The organism is Vibrio sp. 10N.222.52.B12 (assembly GCF_002875385.1).
Lineage (GTDB): Bacteria > Pseudomonadota > Gammaproteobacteria > Enterobacterales > Vibrionaceae > Vibrio > Vibrio jasicida.
The window spans coordinates 16019-35707 of the sequence record NZ_MDAW01000158.1; the positions used below are offsets into that span (position 1 = coordinate 16019).

Annotated in this window: 20 protein-coding genes and 1 pseudogene; 17 read left to right on the plus strand and 4 right to left on the minus strand. The window is 46.4% G+C overall.

Translation table 11 applies throughout. The features are described from left to right. The gene (locus BCT11_RS25025; protein WP_038872856.1) at positions 1–1134 is read right to left on the minus strand and encodes a flagellar assembly protein FlgT; all 1134 of its coding nucleotides are present in this window, start codon (positions 1132–1134) and stop codon (positions 1–3) included. Positions 1135–1306: 172 nt separating this feature from the next. On the opposite strand from BCT11_RS25025, the gene BCT11_RS25030 reads away from it, so the two are divergent. Continuing rightward, positions 1307–1945, plus strand: coding sequence for a FlgO family outer membrane protein (locus BCT11_RS25030; RefSeq protein WP_038872858.1), 639 nt, complete (start codon positions 1307–1309; stop codon positions 1943–1945). Positions 1946–1954: 9 nt separating this feature from the next. Beyond that, positions 1955–2386 carry a flagellar assembly lipoprotein FlgP gene (gene flgP, locus BCT11_RS25035; RefSeq protein ID WP_038872861.1) on the plus strand — a complete coding sequence of 144 codons (432 nt, stop codon included), beginning with the start codon at positions 1955–1957 and terminating at the stop codon, positions 2384–2386. Positions 2387–2554: 168 nt separating this feature from the next. Here flgP and flgN read toward each other — a convergent pair whose 3' ends face one another. The 3 genes from flgN to flgA all read right to left on the minus strand — a co-directional run bounded on the left by flgN (position 2555) and on the right by flgA (position 4183). After that, entirely contained in the window at positions 2555–2980 is a 426-nt protein-coding gene (gene flgN, locus BCT11_RS25040) for a flagellar export chaperone FlgN (protein ID WP_039975361.1), read from the minus strand. 26 nt (positions 2981–3006) lie between these two features. After that, a complete protein-coding gene (gene flgM, locus BCT11_RS25045; RefSeq protein WP_005425628.1) occupies positions 3007–3321 on the minus strand; it encodes a flagellar biosynthesis anti-sigma factor FlgM in 315 nt (104 codons plus the stop codon). Positions 3322–3436: 115 nt separating this feature from the next. Continuing rightward, positions 3437–4183 (minus strand): flagellar basal body P-ring formation chaperone FlgA, encoded by a 747-nt coding sequence (flgA, locus tag BCT11_RS25050; protein ID WP_039975359.1) that lies wholly within the window; start codon positions 4181–4183, stop codon positions 3437–3439. 76 nt (positions 4184–4259) lie between these two features. Here flgA and BCT11_RS25055 point away from each other — a divergent pair, with 76 nt between their 5' ends. The 15 genes and pseudogenes from BCT11_RS25055 to BCT11_RS28485 form a co-directional block, all read left to right on the plus strand. Then, on the plus strand, positions 4260–5186 hold the full coding sequence (locus BCT11_RS25055) for a chemotaxis protein CheV (RefSeq protein WP_038872871.1): 927 nt from the start codon (positions 4260–4262) through the stop codon (positions 5184–5186). Between the two features lie 11 nt (positions 5187–5197). Beyond that, positions 5198–6025: a protein-glutamate O-methyltransferase gene (locus BCT11_RS25060; RefSeq protein ID WP_038872874.1), complete on the plus strand. Its 828-nt coding sequence runs from the start codon at positions 5198–5200 to the stop codon at positions 6023–6025. A gap of 340 nt (positions 6026–6365) precedes the next feature. Beyond that, entirely contained in the window at positions 6366–6761 is a 396-nt protein-coding gene (gene flgB, locus BCT11_RS25065) for a flagellar basal body rod protein FlgB (RefSeq protein WP_038872877.1), read from the plus strand. A gap of 5 nt (positions 6762–6766) precedes the next feature. Continuing rightward, a complete protein-coding gene (flgC, locus tag BCT11_RS25070; protein ID WP_038872880.1) occupies positions 6767–7180 on the plus strand; it encodes a flagellar basal body rod protein FlgC in 414 nt (137 codons plus the stop codon). A gap of 17 nt (positions 7181–7197) precedes the next feature. Beyond that, positions 7198–7908: a flagellar hook assembly protein FlgD gene (gene flgD / locus BCT11_RS25075; RefSeq protein ID WP_038872887.1), complete on the plus strand. Its 711-nt coding sequence runs from the start codon at positions 7198–7200 to the stop codon at positions 7906–7908. A 32-nt stretch (positions 7909–7940) separates the two neighbouring features. Next, the gene (gene flgE, locus BCT11_RS25080) at positions 7941–9254 is read left to right on the plus strand and encodes a flagellar hook protein FlgE (protein WP_009705674.1); all 1314 of its coding nucleotides are present in this window, start codon (positions 7941–7943) and stop codon (positions 9252–9254) included. A 308-nt stretch (positions 9255–9562) separates the two neighbouring features. Beyond that, the gene (locus tag BCT11_RS25085; protein ID WP_102389549.1) at positions 9563–10312 is read left to right on the plus strand and encodes a flagellar basal body rod protein FlgF; all 750 of its coding nucleotides are present in this window, start codon (positions 9563–9565) and stop codon (positions 10310–10312) included. 18 nt (positions 10313–10330) lie between these two features. Beyond that, entirely contained in the window at positions 10331–11119 is a 789-nt protein-coding gene (gene flgG / locus BCT11_RS25090) for a flagellar basal-body rod protein FlgG (protein WP_038872892.1), read from the plus strand. 30 nt (positions 11120–11149) lie between these two features. Then, positions 11150–11929, plus strand: a complete 780-nt coding sequence (flgH, locus tag BCT11_RS25095) for a flagellar basal body L-ring protein FlgH (RefSeq protein ID WP_038872908.1) — start codon at positions 11150–11152, stop codon at positions 11927–11929. Positions 11930–11973: 44 nt separating this feature from the next. After that, positions 11974–13065: a flagellar basal body P-ring protein FlgI gene (locus BCT11_RS25100; protein WP_038879784.1), complete on the plus strand. Its 1092-nt coding sequence runs from the start codon at positions 11974–11976 to the stop codon at positions 13063–13065. Between the two features lie 19 nt (positions 13066–13084). Continuing rightward, a complete protein-coding gene (gene flgJ / locus BCT11_RS25105) occupies positions 13085–14011 on the plus strand; it encodes a flagellar assembly peptidoglycan hydrolase FlgJ (RefSeq protein WP_102389550.1) in 927 nt (308 codons plus the stop codon). Positions 14012–14176: 165 nt separating this feature from the next. Then, positions 14177–16090, plus strand: a complete 1914-nt coding sequence (gene flgK, locus BCT11_RS25110) for a flagellar hook-associated protein FlgK (RefSeq protein ID WP_045395908.1) — start codon at positions 14177–14179, stop codon at positions 16088–16090. A gap of 12 nt (positions 16091–16102) precedes the next feature. Beyond that, positions 16103–17293 (plus strand): flagellar hook-associated protein FlgL, encoded by a 1191-nt coding sequence (gene flgL / locus BCT11_RS25115; RefSeq protein ID WP_038872898.1) that lies wholly within the window; start codon positions 16103–16105, stop codon positions 17291–17293. Between the two features lie 444 nt (positions 17294–17737). Beyond that, the gene (locus BCT11_RS25120) at positions 17738–18892 is read left to right on the plus strand and encodes a flagellin (protein WP_102389551.1); all 1155 of its coding nucleotides are present in this window, start codon (positions 17738–17740) and stop codon (positions 18890–18892) included. A 516-nt stretch (positions 18893–19408) separates the two neighbouring features. Next, positions 19409–19689 (plus strand): annotated as a pseudogene (locus BCT11_RS28485) (flagellin); the annotation flags it as partial.

The window sequence follows — 19689 nt, forward strand, 5'->3', positions numbered from 1 at the left end:
CTAAAGCATCTTGTTCATTACGTCGCCAATTTGAACACTAGAGGCAAGGTTTGGTTGTTCGATCGTCAGTTCCGCTTCGTGCTCGTAGACACGAGTTACCCTAAGGGTTATTTCGCTCTGAGAGACCTTATTACGTGGCAAACCGTTTTGGTCTATGAATGACGCCGTGTGCCACAATTGCAGCTGGTCACCCTCTTGTACGCCGTGCATGCGGCCAAGATCCATGGTGACTGTGTTGCCAAATACCGCGACCACTTCTGGTAGGGTAATTTTACAAGACAGTTCCGATTCCAAATCCAACATAATATTACGGCTCACGCGCAGCATCATTTCACCGTAGGTGGATGCCCAGAAGCGTGCACTGCGTGTATCGACTTGGCTGGTTTTTGCAAATGGCCAGCGAGCCACTTCACGGTAATTTTTGTGGTAGACCTCATGGCCAGTTTTACCGTCAAAAACTTTCATCTCCAGTGCAAACTGACGATTGATTACGTCGTCTTTCAATAATTTTGCATCAATGGTTGCGGTTAAATCTGTTACTACACCACCAATGATGTATTGCGCGCCGTTGTCTTGCGCGATCATTTTGGTTCGTTCTGGGTAATTTGCGCTGATCGAATAATCGGTGGTGCCAACAGAAACAAAGCTGCGTGACGTTTGATCCAATTGACGATTCACAACATGGCTGAAATCGTCGCCGACATTGTAGATCTGGCCCATGACCGCCTGTTGGGGTGACGCGACATCAATGTTACCCACCAGAACGGTTTTCTTGTATTGATCCACGTGGCAACCCGTTGCCGATGGATAAATGTCCACACGGATGCGCATTTCCATCTTGCCGCTGCGTTTACGCTCTGACTCCACCAAGATGTAACGCACTTCATGGTTAGTGAATTGGTACTCTTTGCGGCTTTCTTCTAATAGCGGCATCAAATTACTGATGCTGCCAATGTCTGCGCCCGAAAAGTTGACGGCTTTGAAGAGGGCGTCTTCCAATGCGTGCAGTCTTGCCGCTTCATCTGAAGAGACGATCGTGGCAACGCCTGTCACTTCATACCAAGATGCTGCCGCTCGAAATGGCGTCATCAATATGAAAGTGATTGATATTAGGCTAAAAAATAATTTTTTCATTGTTTGTAACCGTTCGGGTATAAATATTGCTTTACCAATTTCAGTGAAGTTTGGTGGCTTTTTCTTAGTTAGACAAACAGAAGAAAAGCAAAGACTGTTCCAAGATCACGCTTCTTCGTAAACGAAGTGATGAAAGAGCAGTAACACCTAAGATTATCTGGAGAATCAAACCATGAAAAGATGGCTTGTCGCCGCATCGATGATGACGCTTTTGACATCGTGCGCGTACTCACCAATTTACAATGGTAAAGAACCGTATTCTGGCAGTCAGTTTATGCTGATGGACAGTCCTCGTCATACGATGGACTTTTTCATTGAGAGCATGACGGAAGAGTTAATGGTTTCGAATGTTGCAGTATCGTCGCGTACACCGATTGCGATTACCTCTTTTGTCGATCTGCAAAGCATGGATGCCACTAACTGGCTGGGCAATTCGGTATCGGAAGGGTTTATCCATCAGTTCCAGCGCCGTGGCTTCAAAGTTGTGGATTTTAAAACAACGGGCAATATCCAAGTTACACAGCAAGGTGACTTTGCTCTAAGCCGTGATTGGCAAGACCTTGCACAAGCACAAGAGATTCAATACGTGTTGACCGGTACGATGTTGCGTCAAGAGGGCGGCGTCCTAGTCAACGCTCGTGTAGTTGGAATGCAAAGCCGTATCGTAGTGGCGACAGCGCAAGGCTTCTTGCCTGCGGACCGTATTGGTCGTGATTTGGATACGCTTAACAGTATTCGTACTCAAGATGGCGTGCTGATTCGCTCCGACCCAACTATTCGTCAGCCATACACAGTGATTCTCCGCCCGTAGGACATTAGCATGAAGAAGTTATTATTTATTATTGCGACATTGGTGCTGGTGGGGTGTCAACCATTGCAGCAGATGCGCCAAGATGAGATTTTAGTGGCGGTAGGTTATGCCAGCGTAAGTGAGCAAACAGGCCGAACCGTTGAAGAAAGACGCGTTCGTGCCATGCGTGCGTCAAAGATTGATGCTTACCGTGAGTTAGCAGAGCAAGTGTATGGTATGCGTGTTAGTGGCCGTGCAGAGCTTGCTGATCAGCGTCTGGGTGTGGAAAGTACCACTGGCGCTGTTGATGGCGTTATCCGTGGTGCAGAAGTCGTGCGCAGTTACTTGGTTGAAGACAGTTACGTGACAGAGCTTCGCCTAGATATCCGTAAAATGGATAAGCTGCGAGATTACGGAGAAGTACAACAAGTTCCTGAGAAGCGTCAGCAGACCTTGTTCTAATTCGACCCAGCTTTACTCAACAGATAATCTTTCTTAAGCGGCTGATTGGCAACAATGAGTCGCTTTTTTGTTGGCGTTTTATTGCGAAGTCGTGTGAGTAGAAAATACCCTCAGTGGGAATGTTCTGGTGAGCGTGGAGCGAATGCCAAAGAGTAGGGGTGAGGAAATCTACGCTTTAATGTTAGTTCCGAGAGTAGAAATCGTATGGGTTTTACCGCCAGCATTGTAAGTCATGCCGATCTTACCGTGGGTATGCTGAAGCATGTTGTTAAGTTTGTTGAAACTCAGTTGAGCACGGTTGAGTGATTCACCGTTCATTTGGTTTACTTGCTGACAATCGAGGACGATGGATTGGATTTGAGCGACTAGCTGACTTAGGTTTTCGTCTTCAGTAAGTTGATTGACGTGCGGGTGAGAGGCGATTCGCTGGTCAGTGGTTCTTAGTTGACCAATGAGTGTCATTTTTTCTTTGGCGAGTTTTTCGATCTCAACAGAGACACGAGCAGTGATGGCTTGTGTTTCTTGACGCAGTACACCAGAAAGTGCTTTCGCATTTTCTAGCTGGAAATTTACAAGATCGACTAATGCTGCCATGAATACTTACCTTGGGCCTAAGTCAGTTAGCTTTTGCCTTGCAATTCGTTTTCAAACTTAATCATATTGTCCGCCAGTTTTTCTGGGTCGACTTTGTATGAACCGTTTGCGATTGCTTCTTTAATTGCCGCTACTTTTGCGCTGTCATAAGCCGGAGAAGCTGCCATATCCTTTTGGAGTTTGCTGACTGCTTTACCTTGTTGGCTTAGTGATACCGCGTCTTGCTGTGCTGGCGCTTTTTTCGATTCCGTTGTGCTGGTTGCACTAGAATCTGTACGTGCAGGTGCGCGACTGGTTGTCGTCATCATCTGTCCTGAACGTATATTGTCTATACCTGCCATATATCAACCTTAAACTCGTATCGTAATACTGGTATCCAGACTATCGACCAAGTACCAAATAACTTTAGTGCTTTTTTGCATTTTTATTGATCGATTTGCCGTACACCAGCCAACCTTAAAAGGTGATGGTGATTTCCGCAATGCCTGTCACAATTCCTTCTATTATACGTTGGGACTTATCATTTTTCACTCTTACTTGATCGCCAGAAGATCCATCTTGCAATGCGGTGCCTTGCGTGGTGATGGTCATACCTGATTTTACTGCTCTGATCGTCACTTTCTCATTACGGCAAACCACGCACACGTCATTGCGCTCGACCACATCACCTAGGCGTACATTGCGCTTGAGCTTTGAGCCGATCACTTGCTCAATATTGGTGAAACCGTCTTTGCGAAAACGCTGTAACTCGATCATTGAAGTGGTTACGTCAGAAGCACTGATGATCTCTCCTCGACCTAACTGGCGGGTAGAAACGATCATTGGAACTGAAGCCGAGATCCTTACCGGAACGTAGACCTTCCAATTGTCTGCGGGGCATTCAACCAAAACGTTAATATTGCTGCGTGTGCTACTGGTTGAAGATGCAGATGTATCAAGGGGCTCTGGGCAATCGGTGGCTTTGATACGTGGATCAATATTTGCCGCATTGACGGACAAATTTCCTCCCGCTGGTTGCTCTACCGTGCTAAGAATGTGCTGCTCGGCGGCGGTTCGGATTTGCTCAAGTTGGTTTTCCGTTGCCGAATGCACAAAAAAGCTAAACATACTGAGCAAGATGCCGATAGACTTAGCGTACTTTGTAAATAACGCTCTACATATTGTCATAGTCAATGGTGTCGAATTCATATTATGATACGCCATACTGTTTCTCTGGTATTATGCCTACCAGTGGTAGAGTATCATTTAAAATCAAAAAGTTTGAGATGGAGATGAGCATATGACGGGGATTCTTGATTCGGTGAATCAGCGTACGCAACTCGTTGGCCAAAACCGATTAGAATTACTGACTTTTCGGTTGATGGGGCGACAGCGTTACGGCATTAACGTATTCAAAGTAAAAGAAGTACTACAGTGCCCTAAGCTGACTTCAATGCCAAATCTACACCCTTTGGTGAAAGGTGTCGCTCATATCCGTGGCCATACTGTGTCAGTGATTGATTTAAGTCTGGCAATCGGTGGCCGCCCAACCACAGATATTGATAAATGTTTTGTTGTTATCGCAGAATTCAACCGTACCATCCAAGCGTTTTTGGTGTCGTCGGTTGAACGCATTATTAACATGCATTGGGAAGCGATTCTGCCGCCACCTGATGGTGCAGGCAAAGCGCATTACCTAACTGCGGTAACGAACATTGATAACGAATTGGTAGAAATCCTAGACGTAGAAAAGATCTTAGCTGAGATTGCGCCAGTGGATGAAACCATGGATTCAGCTATCGGTGAAGAAATTGCCGTTGCTGAGCAAGCGAAGCCAATTGTTCGTCGTATTTTGATTGCGGATGACTCAACCGTTGCTCGTAAACAAGTTGAGCGAGCAATTACTTCGATTGGATTTGAAGTTGTCTCTGTGAAAGATGGTAAAGAAGCGTACAATAAGCTGCTTGAAATGGCACAAGAAGGAAGCATCTACGATCAGATTTCGTTGGTGATCTCCGACATTGAAATGCCAGAAATGGATGGTTACACGCTAACCGCCGAGATTCGCAGAAATGCAGATTTGAAGAACCTTTATGTTATCCTCCACTCCTCATTGAGTGGCGTCTTCAACCAAGCCATGGTTGAGCGCGTGGGTGCAAACACCTTCATTGCGAAATTTAACCCAGATGAATTGGGTAACGCGGTTAAATCTGCATTAACACAATAAAAGAGACATTAATGACTGCTATTACAATCAGTGATCAAGAGTATCGTGACTTTAGCCGTTTTCTAGAATCACAGTGTGGCATCGTATTAGGTGACAGTAAGCAATACCTAGTGCGCAGCCGACTGAGCCCGCTTGTGACTAAATTCAAGCTTGCTTCGTTGTCTGATTTGCTCCGTGATGTCGTAACTGGTCGCAACCGTGAACTGCGAGTTGCCGCTGTGGATGCGATGACGACTAACGAAACATTGTGGTTCCGAGATACTTATCCGTTCACGGTATTAGCTGACAAATTGTTGCCGGAGATGGCGGCAAATAAACGACCAATTAAAATTTGGTCAGCTGCTAGCTCGTCGGGTCAAGAACCTTACTCAATGGCAATGACCATCTTGGAAACGCAGCAGCGTAAACCGGGTCTATTGCCGAGCGTGTCGATCACCGCGACGGATATCTCAGCAAGTATGTTGGATATGTGCCGAGCGGGTGTGTACGACAACCTAGCATTGGGCCGTGGCCTTTCTCCTGAGCGTCGTCGTACCTTCTTTGAAGATGCTGGCGATGGCCGTATGAAAGTTAAAGACAACGTGAAACGCTTGGTAAACTTTCGTCCACAAAACTTGATGGAAAGCTATGCGCTGATGGGCAAGTTCGACATTATTTTCTGTCGTAACGTGTTGATTTACTTCTCTCCAGAGATGAAGTCTAAAGTGCTGAACCAGATGGCAAACAGCTTAAACCCTGGTGGCTACCTGTTGTTGGGTGCTTCGGAATCGCTCACTGGTTTGACCGACAAATTTGAAATGGTGCGCTGTAATCCAGGTATTATTTACAAATTAAAGTAGCGGCAAGCTAAAATAGCGGACTCTTTTTAAAACAATGAAGCCTGACCTTGTGTCAGGCTTTTCTTTTTGTTCCTTTCCATCCCACCATCTCCTTACTCTTTCTGCGTTTCTCCTCGATAAAGATCTGGCCGTTTTTGCCTGCAATGCACCAAAGGGTGTATATTTTTTAGAGGGTCGAGTTGATTACTCGATTCTATATGACACTCCATCAATCACTTTGGCTTGCTTATTGCAATCCATTACGTCGGTAACAAAAATGGCAAAACGGCATGTTCTATTTTTGGCACGCTAATTGCTTTTTAGTTATCAATAACGGTCAGTTCTTAATGTAGAGGCAAACATGGCTATATCTTTTGACAATGCACTAGGCATCCACCAATACACGGTGGGCGTACGTGAGCGCAACGCGGAGGTGATTTCCACCAACATCGCGCAAGCCAACACGCCTGGTTATAAATCAAGAGGTTTAGATTTTGCTAAGGAATTGCAGGCGGCAAGTTCTGGGGCAAGCATTGGTCTTAGCCGTACAGATGGTCGGCACATTCCTGCCACTACAACGTTGGTCGGGGACAAGCTATATCGTCTTCCTACACAACCTGATACGGGCGATGGCAATACGGTGGATTTGGATTTAGAGCGTAACTTATTTATGCAAAACCAAATCAGACACCAGGCATCACTCGACTTTCTAGGCAGTAAATTCAAGAACTTAACCAAAGCAATCAAAGGGGAATAATTTAGATGAGCTTATTTAACGTTTTCAATGTGACAGGTTCCGCAATGAGCGCTGAGTCCGTTCGTCTGAATACTACCTCAAGCAACTTGGCGAACGCCGACAGTGTCAGCAGCTCTGCGAAAGACACTTACAAAGCGCGTCATGCTGTGTTTGGTGCGGAGTTAAGTAACGCCATGCGTGGCGGTGATACGGTGCCAGTGAAGGTGATGGGTATTGTAGAAAGCGATAAACCGCTTAGTGCGGAGTACAACCCAGACCATCCTCTTGCAAACGATGAAGGCTACATCTACAAGCCTAACGTAAATGTAATGGAAGAAATGGCAAACATGATCTCGGCTTCTCGTGCATACCAAACCAATGTGCAAGTAGCGGATTCTAGTAAACAAATGCTGCTGCGTACGCTGCAGATGGGTCAATAAGGATAAGGGGGTAGCGTATGGCCGGAATTAACAACGTTGGTCAAAGCGGCTTGTCCTATATCGACCAGCTTAAAAGTCTACAAGAGAGCAACAAGAAGACGGAAGAGAGCACTGGTAAGCAAGACCTGAAACAGGAAGACTTCTTATCTTTGCTCACGAAGCAATTGTCGCAACAGGACCCTTTTAAGCCGGTAAGTAATGACCAGATGATTGCGCAAATGGCGTCATTTGCGACCGTAGATGGTATTGGCAAGATGAACTCTCAGTTCGAGAGCTTAAACTCGTCAATGACATCAAACCAAGCGTTACAAGCTTCCTCTTTGGTAGGTCGTGACGTATTGGTCCCAGGTGCGGCGGGTGTGAAGCAAGACAATGCTGCAATGGCGGCAATGGTTAAGCTGGCACAACCAATCGACAACCTGTTTGTTCGAGTGGAAAACGAAGCGGGCCAATTGGTGCGTACTTTTGAGGTAGGTGCGAAACCAGCCGGTGACACTCGTGTACTTTGGGACGGTAATGATGAAAACGGTAATCCATTGCCTGCTGGTAAATACAATGTGAAAGCGTCTGGCTTGGTAGAAGGGGAGTCGCAAGAGTTCCCGGTGTCTACTTATGCGAACGTGAACAGTGTATTGCTAGGCAAGGGTGACGGAAACGTATTACTCAATCTGGCTGGTTTTGAATCGCCAGTTCGACTTGCAGAAGTATTGGAAGTCGGCAAAGCGTAATTCGATAACAGGTCAGGTTAGGAGATTTTGGAATGTCATATGTATCTTTAAGCGGTTTGTCCTCCGCTCAACTGGATTTGAACACCACCAGTAACAACATTGCGAACGCCAACACGTACGGCTTTAAAGAGTCTCGTGCGGAATTCAGCGATGTGTACTCGAACTCTTTGTTTACCAACGCAAAAACCACTCCGGGTGGCGGTGCGCAAGCGAACCAAGTGGCGCAACAGTTCCACGAAGGTTCAAGCATTTACACCAATAACCCAATGGATCTACGTGTGTCGGGTACGGGCTTCTTCGCGGTAGCGAAAGATCGCCTTATCCCTCAACAAAATGAAATGACACGTAACGGTGCATTCCATTTGAACAAAGAAAACTACATGGTAACGGCGAACGATGAGTTCCTACTTGGTTACCAAGTAAATCCAGAGTCTGGTGAGGTATCGTCTTACGAGCCACAACCAATCAATATTCCTGCAGAGTTTGGTAAGCCAAAGCAAACAGCGAACATTGAAGTGGGTGTGAACTTACCGGCTAACGGTGATTTGAAAGATCCAACTCAGTTTGATTTCTCAGATCCAGATACATATAACCGTTCAACGTCTTCGACGATTTACGATTCAATGGGTCAGTCTTACAAGCTAACTACTTACTACTTGAAAGACCAAACTCAGCCGAACACGTGGCAAACTTACTACACAGTAACGGACAAGGGCGGTGAGAAGCCATTGAACGTTGCTAACGGTGATGCGGCAACACCAACGGGTCACGTTGGTCACACGATGAAGTTCAACAACGATGGTACATTGGCAAGCCTAAACAACGGTCAGCCAATCACATCGGTAGCGTTGGGCGATCCTGCGACAAACACCAACCCAGTGGATTTAAACGGTGCCGATCCTGCGCAAACACTTAACTTTGGTTTAGGCTCAGCGACTCAGTTTGCTGCACCATTCGAGCTGACAAAGTTCGATGAAGATGGCGCAACAACGGGCTTCCTAACTAAAGTAGACTTCGATGAAAACGGTAGCGTATTGGGTACTTACTCAAACGGTGAAAACGTAACATTGGGTCGTGTGGCGCTAGTACGTGTTCCTAACGAGCAAGGTCTGGATAAGAAAGGCGGCACTCAGTGGGATTCAACACAGTTCTCTGGTGATAAAATCTGGGGCGAATCAAACAAAGGCTCTTTCGGTACCATCAACAACGGTATGCTGGAACAGTCAAACATTGATATGACTCAGGAGCTGGTGGATCTTATTTCTGCTCAGCGTAACTTCCAAGCAAACTCACGTGCGCTAGAAGTACATAACCAACTGCAACAAAATATCCTACAGATCCGCTAGTACACTAGCCTGATAATCTGTTTGATCAAGCGCTGCGAGCCACGGCCGTTATCGCTTGGTAACATCATGACATTCATCTGATGCCTAATCTGAATAAACCTCAATTCAGGTTGGGCATGCTTTGATCTCTTACTTGCCGCTGTTGCCGCTTTGTGGATCACAATCTTGCCTCTCTTGCGACTTATTCCTTCATTATCCCCTTTTTAAATATCTCGTTTTATATTCAGGCTTTTGATTAATAACATTAATTTGATATTGGCATAACTCTTGCTTTTTACTCCTTGTACAGAGAATTTTTGGAGTAAATTATGGATCGCGCACTGTTTCTCGCAATGAGCGGCGCCAAGCAAAATATGCAGGCCCTGCAATTGCGTGCCAACAACTTGGCAAACGTAAGTACAACTGGCTTTCGTGCTGACTTAGCACAAGCACGTTCCATGCAAGCTTATGGTGACGGTCTCCCTACACGCGTATTCAGCATGACAGAACGCCCAGGGCATAACTTTGCCCAAGGCAGTGTGATTACTACGGGTCGCGATCTTGATATTACGGTAGAGGGCAATGGTTGGATTTCCGTTATGGACCAAACCGGTAAAGAAGGTTTGACGCGTAACGGCAACCTAAAAGTTGATCAAAATGGCTTGCTAACTAACGCGAGCGGTCATGTGATTTTGGGCGAAAACGACGCGCCAATCACCTTGCCAATCCCAGTATCCAAAATCGAAATCGGTCGTGACGGCACCATCTCTGTACTGCCTCAAGGTGCGCCGGCTGAAGAATTAGAAGTGGTTGATCGTATCAAGCTTGTGCGCACGGACGATCAAAACTTGTTTAAAGATACCAATGGCTTATTCCGCCATAAAACTCCAAACCAGCCTTACGAAGCAGACGGCTCTATCAGCATCCAAACTGGTGCAATTGAAGGTAGTAACGTGAATGCCGTAGGTGAAATGACCGCTCTGATTGACCTTCAACGTCAGTTTGAAATGCAGGTCAAAATGATGAGCACCGCTGAAGAGATGGACAAATCTTCAGATTCATTGCTTCGTATGAGTTAACAGAGTTAGAGGTTCACAATGCATCCAGCACTATGGGTAAGTAAAACGGGTCTAGACGCCCAACAAACCAACATCGCGACGATTTCGAACAACTTGGCGAACGCCTCAACCGTTGGCTACAAGAAGAGCCGTGCGGTATTCGAAGATTTGTTCTACCAAAACATTAACCAACCAGGCGGTCAGTCTTCTCAAAATACTGAACTTCCAAGTGGTTTGATGCTGGGTGCCGGTTCTAAAGTGGTCGCAACGCAAAAAGTGCACACGCACGGTAACGCACAAACCACAACCAACGCATTGGATATGATGGTAGAAGGTGATGGCTTTTTCCAAGTGACACTACCAGACGGCAACATCGGTTACACCCGCAACGGTCAGTTCACCCTTGATGGTGAAGGGACTTTGGTGACTTCTGGCTCTGGTTACGCCGTTGAACCTGAGATTGTGATTCCTGAAGACGCGATTTCTATTACAGTCGGCACAGACGGTGAAGTATCGGTACGTATCCGTGGTGAGCAAAACAACGTGGTTGTTGGCCAGTTAACCATCACTGATTTCGTGAACCCTGGTGGTCTAGAGCCTATTGGTCAAAACCTTTACCTACCAACGGGCGCAAGTGGTGATCCACAAGAAGGTGTTCCTGGTCTTGATGGCTTAGGCGAGATTCGTCAATCCATGCTTGAAGCGTCCAACGTGAACGTGACTGAAGAGTTGGTCAACATGATCGAAGCGCAGCGTGTTTATGAAATGAACTCAAAAGTAATCTCATCCGTTGATAAGATGATGAGCTTCGTTAACCAGCAATTGTAATCGCTCGGATTAGGAATTAAGGGGCCAATGATGAAACGTATTTCTCTACTTGCACTTATCGCTACGATGTCTGGTTGTACGATGCTAGAACCGATCGAAACTGACGAAGTGAGCCAAGCGACAACCGTGGTAGATGCGGTTGAAGGCGATAAGTCGAAAGACGAGAGCAGCGGCATCATTGATACTCTGCGCGGCAGAAGCGATCCTGTGGCGGGCGATCCGGCATGGGCACCTATTCACCCTAAACAAAAACCAGAGCACTATGCGGCAGCAACGGGCTCGTTGTTTAGCGCAGAACACATTACTGACCTATACGATGACTCTAAACCTCGCGGAATCGGCGACATCATTACCGTAACACTCGACGAAACGACTCGTGCGACTAAGAGTGCCAATGCCGATCTATCAAAAACCAACGATGCGAAAATGGAACCGTTGTCTGTTGGTGGTCAAGAGTTGCAAGTGGGCGGCAAGTACAACTTCTCGTACGATTTGAACAACACGAATACTTTTGCTGGTGACTCATCAGCGAAACAGAGTAACAGCATCAGCGGTTACATCACGGTAGAAGTCATTGAGGTGCTGGCAAACGGCAACCTCGTGATTCGTGGGGAGAAGTGGATGACGCTAAATACGGGTGATGAGTACATTCGCCTAAGCGGTACTATTCGTCCTGATGATATTACTTTTGACAACACTATTGCGTCAAACCGCGTATCAAACGCAAGAATCCAATATTCAGGGACCGGTTTACCACAAGATATGCAAGAGCCGGGCTTCTTGGCACGATTCTTTAATGTAGCCTTATAAGACGCCGCATTGACGGCAATTTGACTGCAAGAGATTAAGTAAGCATGAAAAGAATCCTATTAGCACTGTTGAGCGTTGCGCTGTTTGCAACCACAGCCCAAGCTGCGCGTATTAAAGACGTAGCACAAGTGGCTGGTGTGCGTAGTAACCAACTTGTCGGTTATGGCTTGGTTTCAGGCTTACCAGGTACGGGCGAATCGAACCCGTTTACTGAGCAAAGCTTTGCGGCAATGCTGCAAAACTTCGGCATTCAAATGCCGCCAGGCACTAAGCCGAAAATCAAAAACGTTGCCGCGGTAATGGTGACGGCTGAATTGCCTCCATTTTCAAAGCCGGGACAACAAGTCGATGTCACTGTGTCCTCTATCGGTAGTGCGAAAAGCCTGCGTGGTGGTACGTTATTACAAACGTTCCTAAAAGGTTTGGACGGTGAAGTATACGCAGTCGCGCAAGGTAATTTAGTCGTGAGTGGCTTTAGTGCGGAAGGTGCAGACGGTTCTAAGATTGTGGGTAATAACCCAACGGTCGGTCTTATTTCTAGTGGTGCCATGGTAGAGCGTGAAATCCCAAACCCATTTGGTCGTGGCGATTACATTACCTTTAACCTTCTGGATTCTGACTTTACCACTGCGCAGCGCATGGCAGATGCCGTGAATAACTTCCTTGGTCCCCAAATGGCCAGTGCCGTTGACGCGACTTCTGTTCGTGTTCGAGCACCACGTGATGTAAGCCAACGTGTGGCTTTCTTATCAGCTATCGAGAACCTAGAGTTCGATCCGGCTGATGGTGCGGCGAAAATCATTGTAAATTCTCGTACCGGCACCATTGTTGTCGGGAAACACGTTCGCCTTAAACCTGCGGCAGTGACGCACGGTGGCATGACGGTAGCAATCAAAGAAAACCTCAATGTGAGCCAACCAAATGGCTTCTCTGGTGGGCAAACGGTGGTTGTGCCGGACTCAGATATCGAAGTGAACGAAGAAAAAGGCAAGATGTTCAAGTTCGAACCGGGCTTAACGCTGGATGATCTTGTTCGTGCAGTCAATGAAGTGGGTGCTGCTCCTTCTGACTTGATGGCGATTCTGCAAGCGTTGAAACAAGCTGGTGCCATTGAAGGCCAGTTAATCATCATCTAATCGATTAGGAGAAAAAACCATGGTGAACAATCCTAACGATATTGGCTTTATTCATGACATCAGCTCCCTTGATACGCTTCGTCAAAAAGCGGTGAAAGAAGGCAAAGATGGCGAGCATGAAGCACTGCAAGCAGCGGCTCGTCAGTTTGAATCTATCTTTACTTCGATGATGCTGAAATCGATGCGTGAAGCCAACGAAGGCTTTGAATCGAATTTCATGAATAGCCAAAACGAAAAGTTCTACCGTCAAATGCTGGATGAGCAGATGGCGAGTAACTTGAGTGCATCGGGCTCGATGGGCCTTGCTGACATGATTGTGAAGCAACTAACCGTTGGTCAAGGTGATGATAAGAGTGAAACAGCCATGCGCGATGCGGCAAATAATGCAGTGGAATATCGTCGTGTGGATCCAAAGAAAGCACGTGAAATCGAGCAACGTTTAATTGAATCTGGCCAGTTGTCGCGTCCGGGCTCTCAGCCATCACGTTTTGATACGCCAGAATCTTTTGTTAACTCGATGAAGCCTTACGCCGACCGAGCAGCAAAAGCCTTGGGTGTGGAGCCTTCATTATTACTTGCTCAAGCCGCGCTAGAAACGGGCTGGGGGCAAAAGGTGGTTCAGAATGCGCGTGGTAGCAGTAACAATCTGTTCAACATCAAAGCTGACCGAAGCTGGCTAGGCGACAAGGTAACAACGCAAACACTGGAATTCCATGATAATACACCAGTGAAAGAGACGGCAGCGTTCCGCTCTTATTCGAACTACCAAGACAGTTTTAACGATTATGTACGATTCTTAAACGAGAACCCTCGCTACGAAACGGCACTTCAGCAAGGCGGTGATTCTGAGTCCTTTATTCGTGGTATTCACAGTGCAGGCTACGCCACTGACCCGAATTACGCAGACAAAGTACTGCAAGTGAAGCAGAAAATTGAAAGCATGTAATTCATATCGCTTTTGAATGCTAAACCTTCATTTGATAAGGCTTGCCATGGTGCAAGCCTTTCTTTTTTCCTAGGTTATTTCCTTTTAATAAACTGGCACACCTTTTGCTAAAAGTTCAGTATGTGATCGGTTCATTCCGGTTTTATTTCGTTTTTGGGGGCATGTATGGCGTCAGATCTGTTGAATGTAGGTACACAAAGTGTGCTTACTGCTCAGCGACAGTTGAATACAACTGGTCATAACATTTCTAATGCGAATACAGAAGGTTACAGTCGTCAGTCTGTTATCCAAGGCACCAACGATCCTCGCCAATTTGGTGGTTCTACCTATGGCATGGGCGTGCATGTGGAAAATGTTCGCCGCTCTTGGGATCAGTTTGCCGTCAAAGAGCTTAATCTTTCTACGACCAACTACGCTGCCAAGCTTGATGACGAAAAAAATCTCGACTTACTTTCGAGTATGTTGTCGTCGGTCGCGTCAAAGAAGATCCCTGAGAACCTTAATGAATGGTTTGATGCGGTGAAAACCATGGCAGACACCCCAAATGACATGGGTGCACGTAAGGTGGTGTTAGAAAAAGCTAAGCTGCTCAGCGATACCTTAAACGAATTTCACGAAACCGTTCGTCAGCAATCGGATGTGACCAACAAATCGCTCGATATGGGCATTGAACGTGTGAACCAACTTGCTGTTGAGATCCGCGATGTCCACCGTTTGATGATGCGAACTCCTGGTCCTCATAACGACTTGATGGACCAACACGAAAAGCTGATTAAAGAACTTTCTGAGTACACCAAAGTGACGGTCACGCCACGTAAAAACTCAGAAGGTTTCAACGTGCACATTGGCAACGGGCATACCTTGGTCTCAGGTACTGAAGCCAGCCAATTAAAGATGATTGATGGCTCACCTGATGTACATCAACGTCGTCTTGCTATGGTGGAAGGTGGCGGTATTAAAGCCATTAAGTCGGACGACATCGACGGAAAAATCGGTGCGATGCTGAAAATGCGCGACGAACATATTCCTCAAGTGATGGATGAGTTGGGTCGATTAGCGACCGCATTCTCGAGTGAAATTAACCACTTGCAATCACAAGGCTTAGATCACAACGGAAATGTTGGTGACCCGTTGTTTACTGATGTTAACTCAGAGCGCTTGGCGAAATCCCGTGTGGTCGCCGGCCCTCAATCAACCGCAGATATGGCGGTGTACATCAATGACATTAGTGCATTAAAGGGTGGGGAGTATTCACTGCGTTACGACGGTGACAGCTATGCGGTGACCAAACCAAACGGTGAAACCGTCAAACTGAATACTGATGCTGGCAATGCAATATACATTGACGGCATGCGTGTCGAAGTGCGCAATGAGCCCAAAGTGGGTGAGCATGTGCTGCTTCGACCAACCCGTAGTAGTGCAGCACAAATGAAAGTCGAAACCACTGATCCAAAAGCAATTGCCGCACAAAGCTATGAGGCATCGACAACCTTTGCCCAAGGTAACGCAAAATTCGAAATTATCGATGCGGGCGACCTGCGTGAATTTGAAGTGGTGGTCTCACCTACGGGCGATCAATTTGCCGTTACCGATACCAAAGGCAATGTGATTATGCCTCCGCAACCGTATCCGCCTACAGGGCCTGTTTCAGTGTCTTTGCCTAGTAATCACCCGAGTTACAAAAATGGCGGAGCAACGGTATTCGAGCTTAGCTCTGGTGCGCTGGCGAATGACAAGTTTACCGCTAACCTAGTCCCTTCTGAGGGTGATAACGGTAACTTGCGTAAGATGCAGAACATCCAAACTGACAAAAAGATGAACGGCAATGAATCGACGATTCTGAGTTTGTATTACAACTTGAATACGGACGTGGGACTTAAGACTTCAACTGCAACGCGTTTGTCAGACGTCGCTCAACTAGAAAGTGAAGCGGCACAAGAGCGTGTGGCGTCGATCTCGGGGGTAAACCTCGATGAAGAAGCGGCAAACATGATGAAGTTCCAACAGGCGTATATGGCCTCTTCTCGTGTGATGCAGGCAGCCAATGACACCTTCAACACCATCTTGCAGTTGCGATAAAGGAGGCCCTAGATGTTAACGAGAATTTCTAGCTTCCATAACTACCAGTCAGTGCAGAATGACCTGCGCCGTCAGGAAAACAAGGTACACCATAATCAGGAGCAACTTGCTTCTGGTAAGCAGTTGACCAAGCCGAGTGATGATCCACTTGCGACGCACTATATTCAGAGCATTGGCCAGCAAGAAGAGCAGCTAAAGCAATATCTTGATGCCATTGTTCTGGTTCGTAATCGACTAGAAAACCAAGAAGTGGTGATTGCCAACGCTGAGCAATTCACTGATGAATCGAAACGCATTTCGATGGAAATGATCAACGGTGCGTTTTCTCCGGAAGACCGCGCAGCAAAGAAGCGTGAGTTGGAAGAAATTGCGAATAACTTCTTGGCGCTTGTGAATACACAAGATGAATCTGGTAACTATGTGTTTGCGGGAACGAAACCAAAAACACAGCCATTTTTCCGCGATTCTGATGGCAGTGTCGTGTACACCGGTGACGATTACCAGCGCAAGATGAAGATCGCCAGCAATATGGAACTGGGCATTAATTATCCGGGGAATCAACTGTTCTCGGAGATACCCAATCCGTTTGGCGATTTTGAGCCGCAGTATGACTTGAAGGAAGGTTCTGAGCTCTTACTTGGTCAAGCGACCAATGCATCATCAGACAATGCCAACTACAAAGTCACGTTTGTCGACATGAGCAACGGCAAGTTTGGTTACCAGTTGGAAAAAGACGGCAGTATTGTTCAAGTGGATGACTATTCACCGGTCGACGGGATTCAATACGAAGGCGTCAATATTCAGCTTAAAGGGCAGGTGACGGCAGGAGATAGCATTGCGCTTGAACCACGTGAAACCTTTAGCGTTTTTGACGCGTTTCGGGAAACTATGTCTTGGTCAGACAGTTCAGTGTCGGATGCGTCAGCAACGGCAAAGCTTCACCAGATGACAGAAGAATTTCAAGCGGCCTTCGTTCACATGAACAAAGTCAGAACCGACTTGGGTGCTAAGTTGAGTACGCTCGATATTCAAGAGCAAAACCACGAAGATTTTAATTTGTCTCTGGCGAAAGCGAAGAGCAATTTTGAGGATTTGGATTATTCCAAAGCAGTGATTGAGTTCAGTGAGAACTCACGTGCGCTGCAAGCCTCACAACAGGCTTTTGGTAAAACAAAAGACCTGACACTGTTTAACTACATCTAAGACGTTCACAGATTTCAATCTGTTGTGATTGTGCTTTATTTTGATGCCTTATGTGCCAAGCCTTAAGCGCCATAAATAGAGCAGAACAAACATGACTGTCGAGCAGATGCGGCACGATTTTACCGAAAGCGGCAATGCGTAAAGTGGCAATGGTAGCGGCAACAGAAAAACAGTGAACCGATAGCAATACATGATGACCTTGCGTGGAATGAAAGCGCAGGAAAATAGAACTAACTTGTTGTTTATTTGTTCGTTTCTAAAAGAGTAAATAATGGTTAATAAGTTGGCACACAAATTGTATTGATGTTGGCAGAACAGACTTACGAGATTCTAAACCCTGCCTTATGGGCAGATTTAGCAAGTAATTTTTACGGTCAGTGCTTATCCAAATGAGAGTAAAGCTGGCCGCTTCGCAAAAGCTTGCGAACTCAAAAGGAGAGCAAAATGGCTGTAACAGTTAGTACTAACGTTTCCGCGATGACCGCGCAGCGTTATTTAAACAAGGCGAGCAACGAGCTAAACACCTCGATGGAACGCCTGTCATCAGGACATAAGATTAACAGTGCAAAAGACGATGCCGCAGGTCTACAGATCTCTAACCGTCTAACTGCACAGTCTCGTGGTCTTGATGTAGCAATGCGCAACGCAAACGATGGTATCTCGATTGCCCAAACAGCAGAAGGCGCGATGAATGAAGCGACGTCAGTGATGCAACGTATGCGTGACTTGGCGATTCAATCTTCAAACGGTACTAACTCTCCAGCAGAGCGTCAGGCGATCAACGAAGAATCATCAGCATTGACTGACGAGCTTAACCGTATCGCAGAAACAACCTCATTTGGTGGTCGTCGCCTATTGAACGGTTCGTTCGGTGAAGCGGCATTCCAAATCGGTTCAAGCTCTGGTGAAGCAATGATCATGGCGCTAACGAGCATCCGCGCGGATGACCAGCGTATGGGCGGTGTGACTTTCTTCTCTGAGAACGGTAAAGACAAAGACTGGGGTGTTGACCCGGCTAAAGCGGACCTAAAAATCACGCTTCCTGGCATGGGTGAAGACGAAGATGGCAACCCAGATGATCTAGAGATCAATATCAACGCAAAAACAGGCGACGATATTGAAGAGTTGGCAACGTACATCAACGGCCAATCTGATATGATCAATGCATCGGTAAGCGAAGACGGCAAGCTACAAGTGTTTGTTGCTCACCCGAATGTTCAAGGCGATATTTCAATCTCTGGTGATCTAGCGTCTGATCTTGGTTTGACAGAAGATGCAGTGCGTACTTCAGTGCAAGACATCGACATGACAACTGTACAAGGTTCTCAGAACGCGATTTCTGTACTGGACTCAGCGCTTAAGTACGTGGATTCACAACGTGCTGACCTTGGTGCGAAACAAAACCGTCTGAGCCACAGCATCAACAACTTGGCGAACATCCAAGAGAACGTTGATGCATCGAACAGCCGAATTAAAGATACGGACTTTGCGAAAGAAACCACGCAAATGACCAAAGCTCAAATATTGCAACAAGCAGGTACTTCGATTCTTGCTCAAGCAAAACAGTTGCCAAACTCTGCGATGTCACTATTGCAGTAGTTTACCTTGCCTGTGTTCAATACATTCAGACGTGGATGGGAATGCAGGCTTGTGGCAAGCAACTTTATAATAGAATGTGCGGCTCTCTCATCTCTCACCTGCCAATCATTTTCAATGTAAGGTTGCACCCGGTGTGCCGGTTATGTGTTCATTTCTCTTGATCTCCACATAGGCTCTGGCTACCAACCTAGCCCCAGTTCTCTCAAAGGAAAAGGGGCTTTTTCTTTTCTATCTCCTAAATAAAACCTTCTTCACCTTCATCTAACTCACTGCTTTTTAGTGGCTTTTGATTGTTCTTTGCTCAATTTAGAACGCTCGGCTTAAGCTGCAGAAACTTGAGGCCTTTTTTCTATTTTTCTTCAATTTTTCTAGTCAAATCTCGCAAATTCATTTTTTTTGATTTTTTCCTAAAGCTTCTGAAATCCGAGTCGTTAATAGAAGTAACTTTGAGAGAACTACTTGGTTTTCCGAGACGTCGGAAACCGCTACATCGGAAAATCAATTGGAGAAATCACCATGGCAGTGAATGTAAACACAAACGTATCAGCGATGACCGCTCAGCGTTACCTAAACAACGCAAACTCAGCACAACAAACTTCTATGGAGCGTTTGTCTTCAGGTTTCAAAATCAACAGCGCGAAAGACGACGCTGCGGGTCTTCAAATCTCGAACCGCTTGAACGTACAAAGCCGTGGCCTGGATGTGGCTGTTCGTAACGCGAACGACGGTATCTCTATTGCACAAACTGCTGAAGGTGCAATGAACGAGACAACCAACATCCTGCAACGTATGCGTGA

Coding starts and splice junctions, on each gene's coding strand:
- flgB (WP_038872877.1), top strand. CDS start 6,366: ATGGCTATATCTTTTGACAATGCACTAGGCATCCACCAATACACGGTG.
- flgN (WP_039975361.1), bottom strand. CDS start 2,980: ATGGCAGCATTAGTCGATCTTGTAAATTTCCAGCTAGAAAATGCGAAA.
- flgL (WP_038872898.1), top strand. CDS start 16,103: ATGTTAACGAGAATTTCTAGCTTCCATAACTACCAGTCAGTGCAGAAT.
- BCT11_RS25100 (WP_038879784.1), top strand. CDS start 11,974: ATGAAAAGAATCCTATTAGCACTGTTGAGCGTTGCGCTGTTTGCAACC.
- BCT11_RS25055 (WP_038872871.1), top strand. CDS start 4,260: ATGACGGGGATTCTTGATTCGGTGAATCAGCGTACGCAACTCGTTGGC.
- flgE (WP_009705674.1), top strand. CDS start 7,941: ATGTCATATGTATCTTTAAGCGGTTTGTCCTCCGCTCAACTGGATTTG.
- flgC (WP_038872880.1), top strand. CDS start 6,767: ATGAGCTTATTTAACGTTTTCAATGTGACAGGTTCCGCAATGAGCGCT.
- BCT11_RS25030 (WP_038872858.1), top strand. CDS start 1,307: ATGAAAAGATGGCTTGTCGCCGCATCGATGATGACGCTTTTGACATCG.
- BCT11_RS25085 (WP_102389549.1), top strand. CDS start 9,563: ATGGATCGCGCACTGTTTCTCGCAATGAGCGGCGCCAAGCAAAATATG.
- BCT11_RS25120 (WP_102389551.1), top strand. CDS start 17,738: ATGGCTGTAACAGTTAGTACTAACGTTTCCGCGATGACCGCGCAGCGT.
- BCT11_RS25025 (WP_038872856.1), bottom strand. CDS start 1,134: ATGAAAAAATTATTTTTTAGCCTAATATCAATCACTTTCATATTGATG.
- flgH (WP_038872908.1), top strand. CDS start 11,150: ATGAAACGTATTTCTCTACTTGCACTTATCGCTACGATGTCTGGTTGT.
- BCT11_RS25060 (WP_038872874.1), top strand. CDS start 5,198: ATGACTGCTATTACAATCAGTGATCAAGAGTATCGTGACTTTAGCCGT.
- flgP (WP_038872861.1), top strand. CDS start 1,955: ATGAAGAAGTTATTATTTATTATTGCGACATTGGTGCTGGTGGGGTGT.
- flgD (WP_038872887.1), top strand. CDS start 7,198: ATGGCCGGAATTAACAACGTTGGTCAAAGCGGCTTGTCCTATATCGAC.
- flgM (WP_005425628.1), bottom strand. CDS start 3,321: ATGGCAGGTATAGACAATATACGTTCAGGACAGATGATGACGACAACC.
- flgG (WP_038872892.1), top strand. CDS start 10,331: ATGCATCCAGCACTATGGGTAAGTAAAACGGGTCTAGACGCCCAACAA.
- flgA (WP_039975359.1), bottom strand. CDS start 4,183: ATGGCGTATCATAATATGAATTCGACACCATTGACTATGACAATATGT.
- flgJ (WP_102389550.1), top strand. CDS start 13,085: ATGGTGAACAATCCTAACGATATTGGCTTTATTCATGACATCAGCTCC.
- flgK (WP_045395908.1), top strand. CDS start 14,177: ATGGCGTCAGATCTGTTGAATGTAGGTACACAAAGTGTGCTTACTGCT.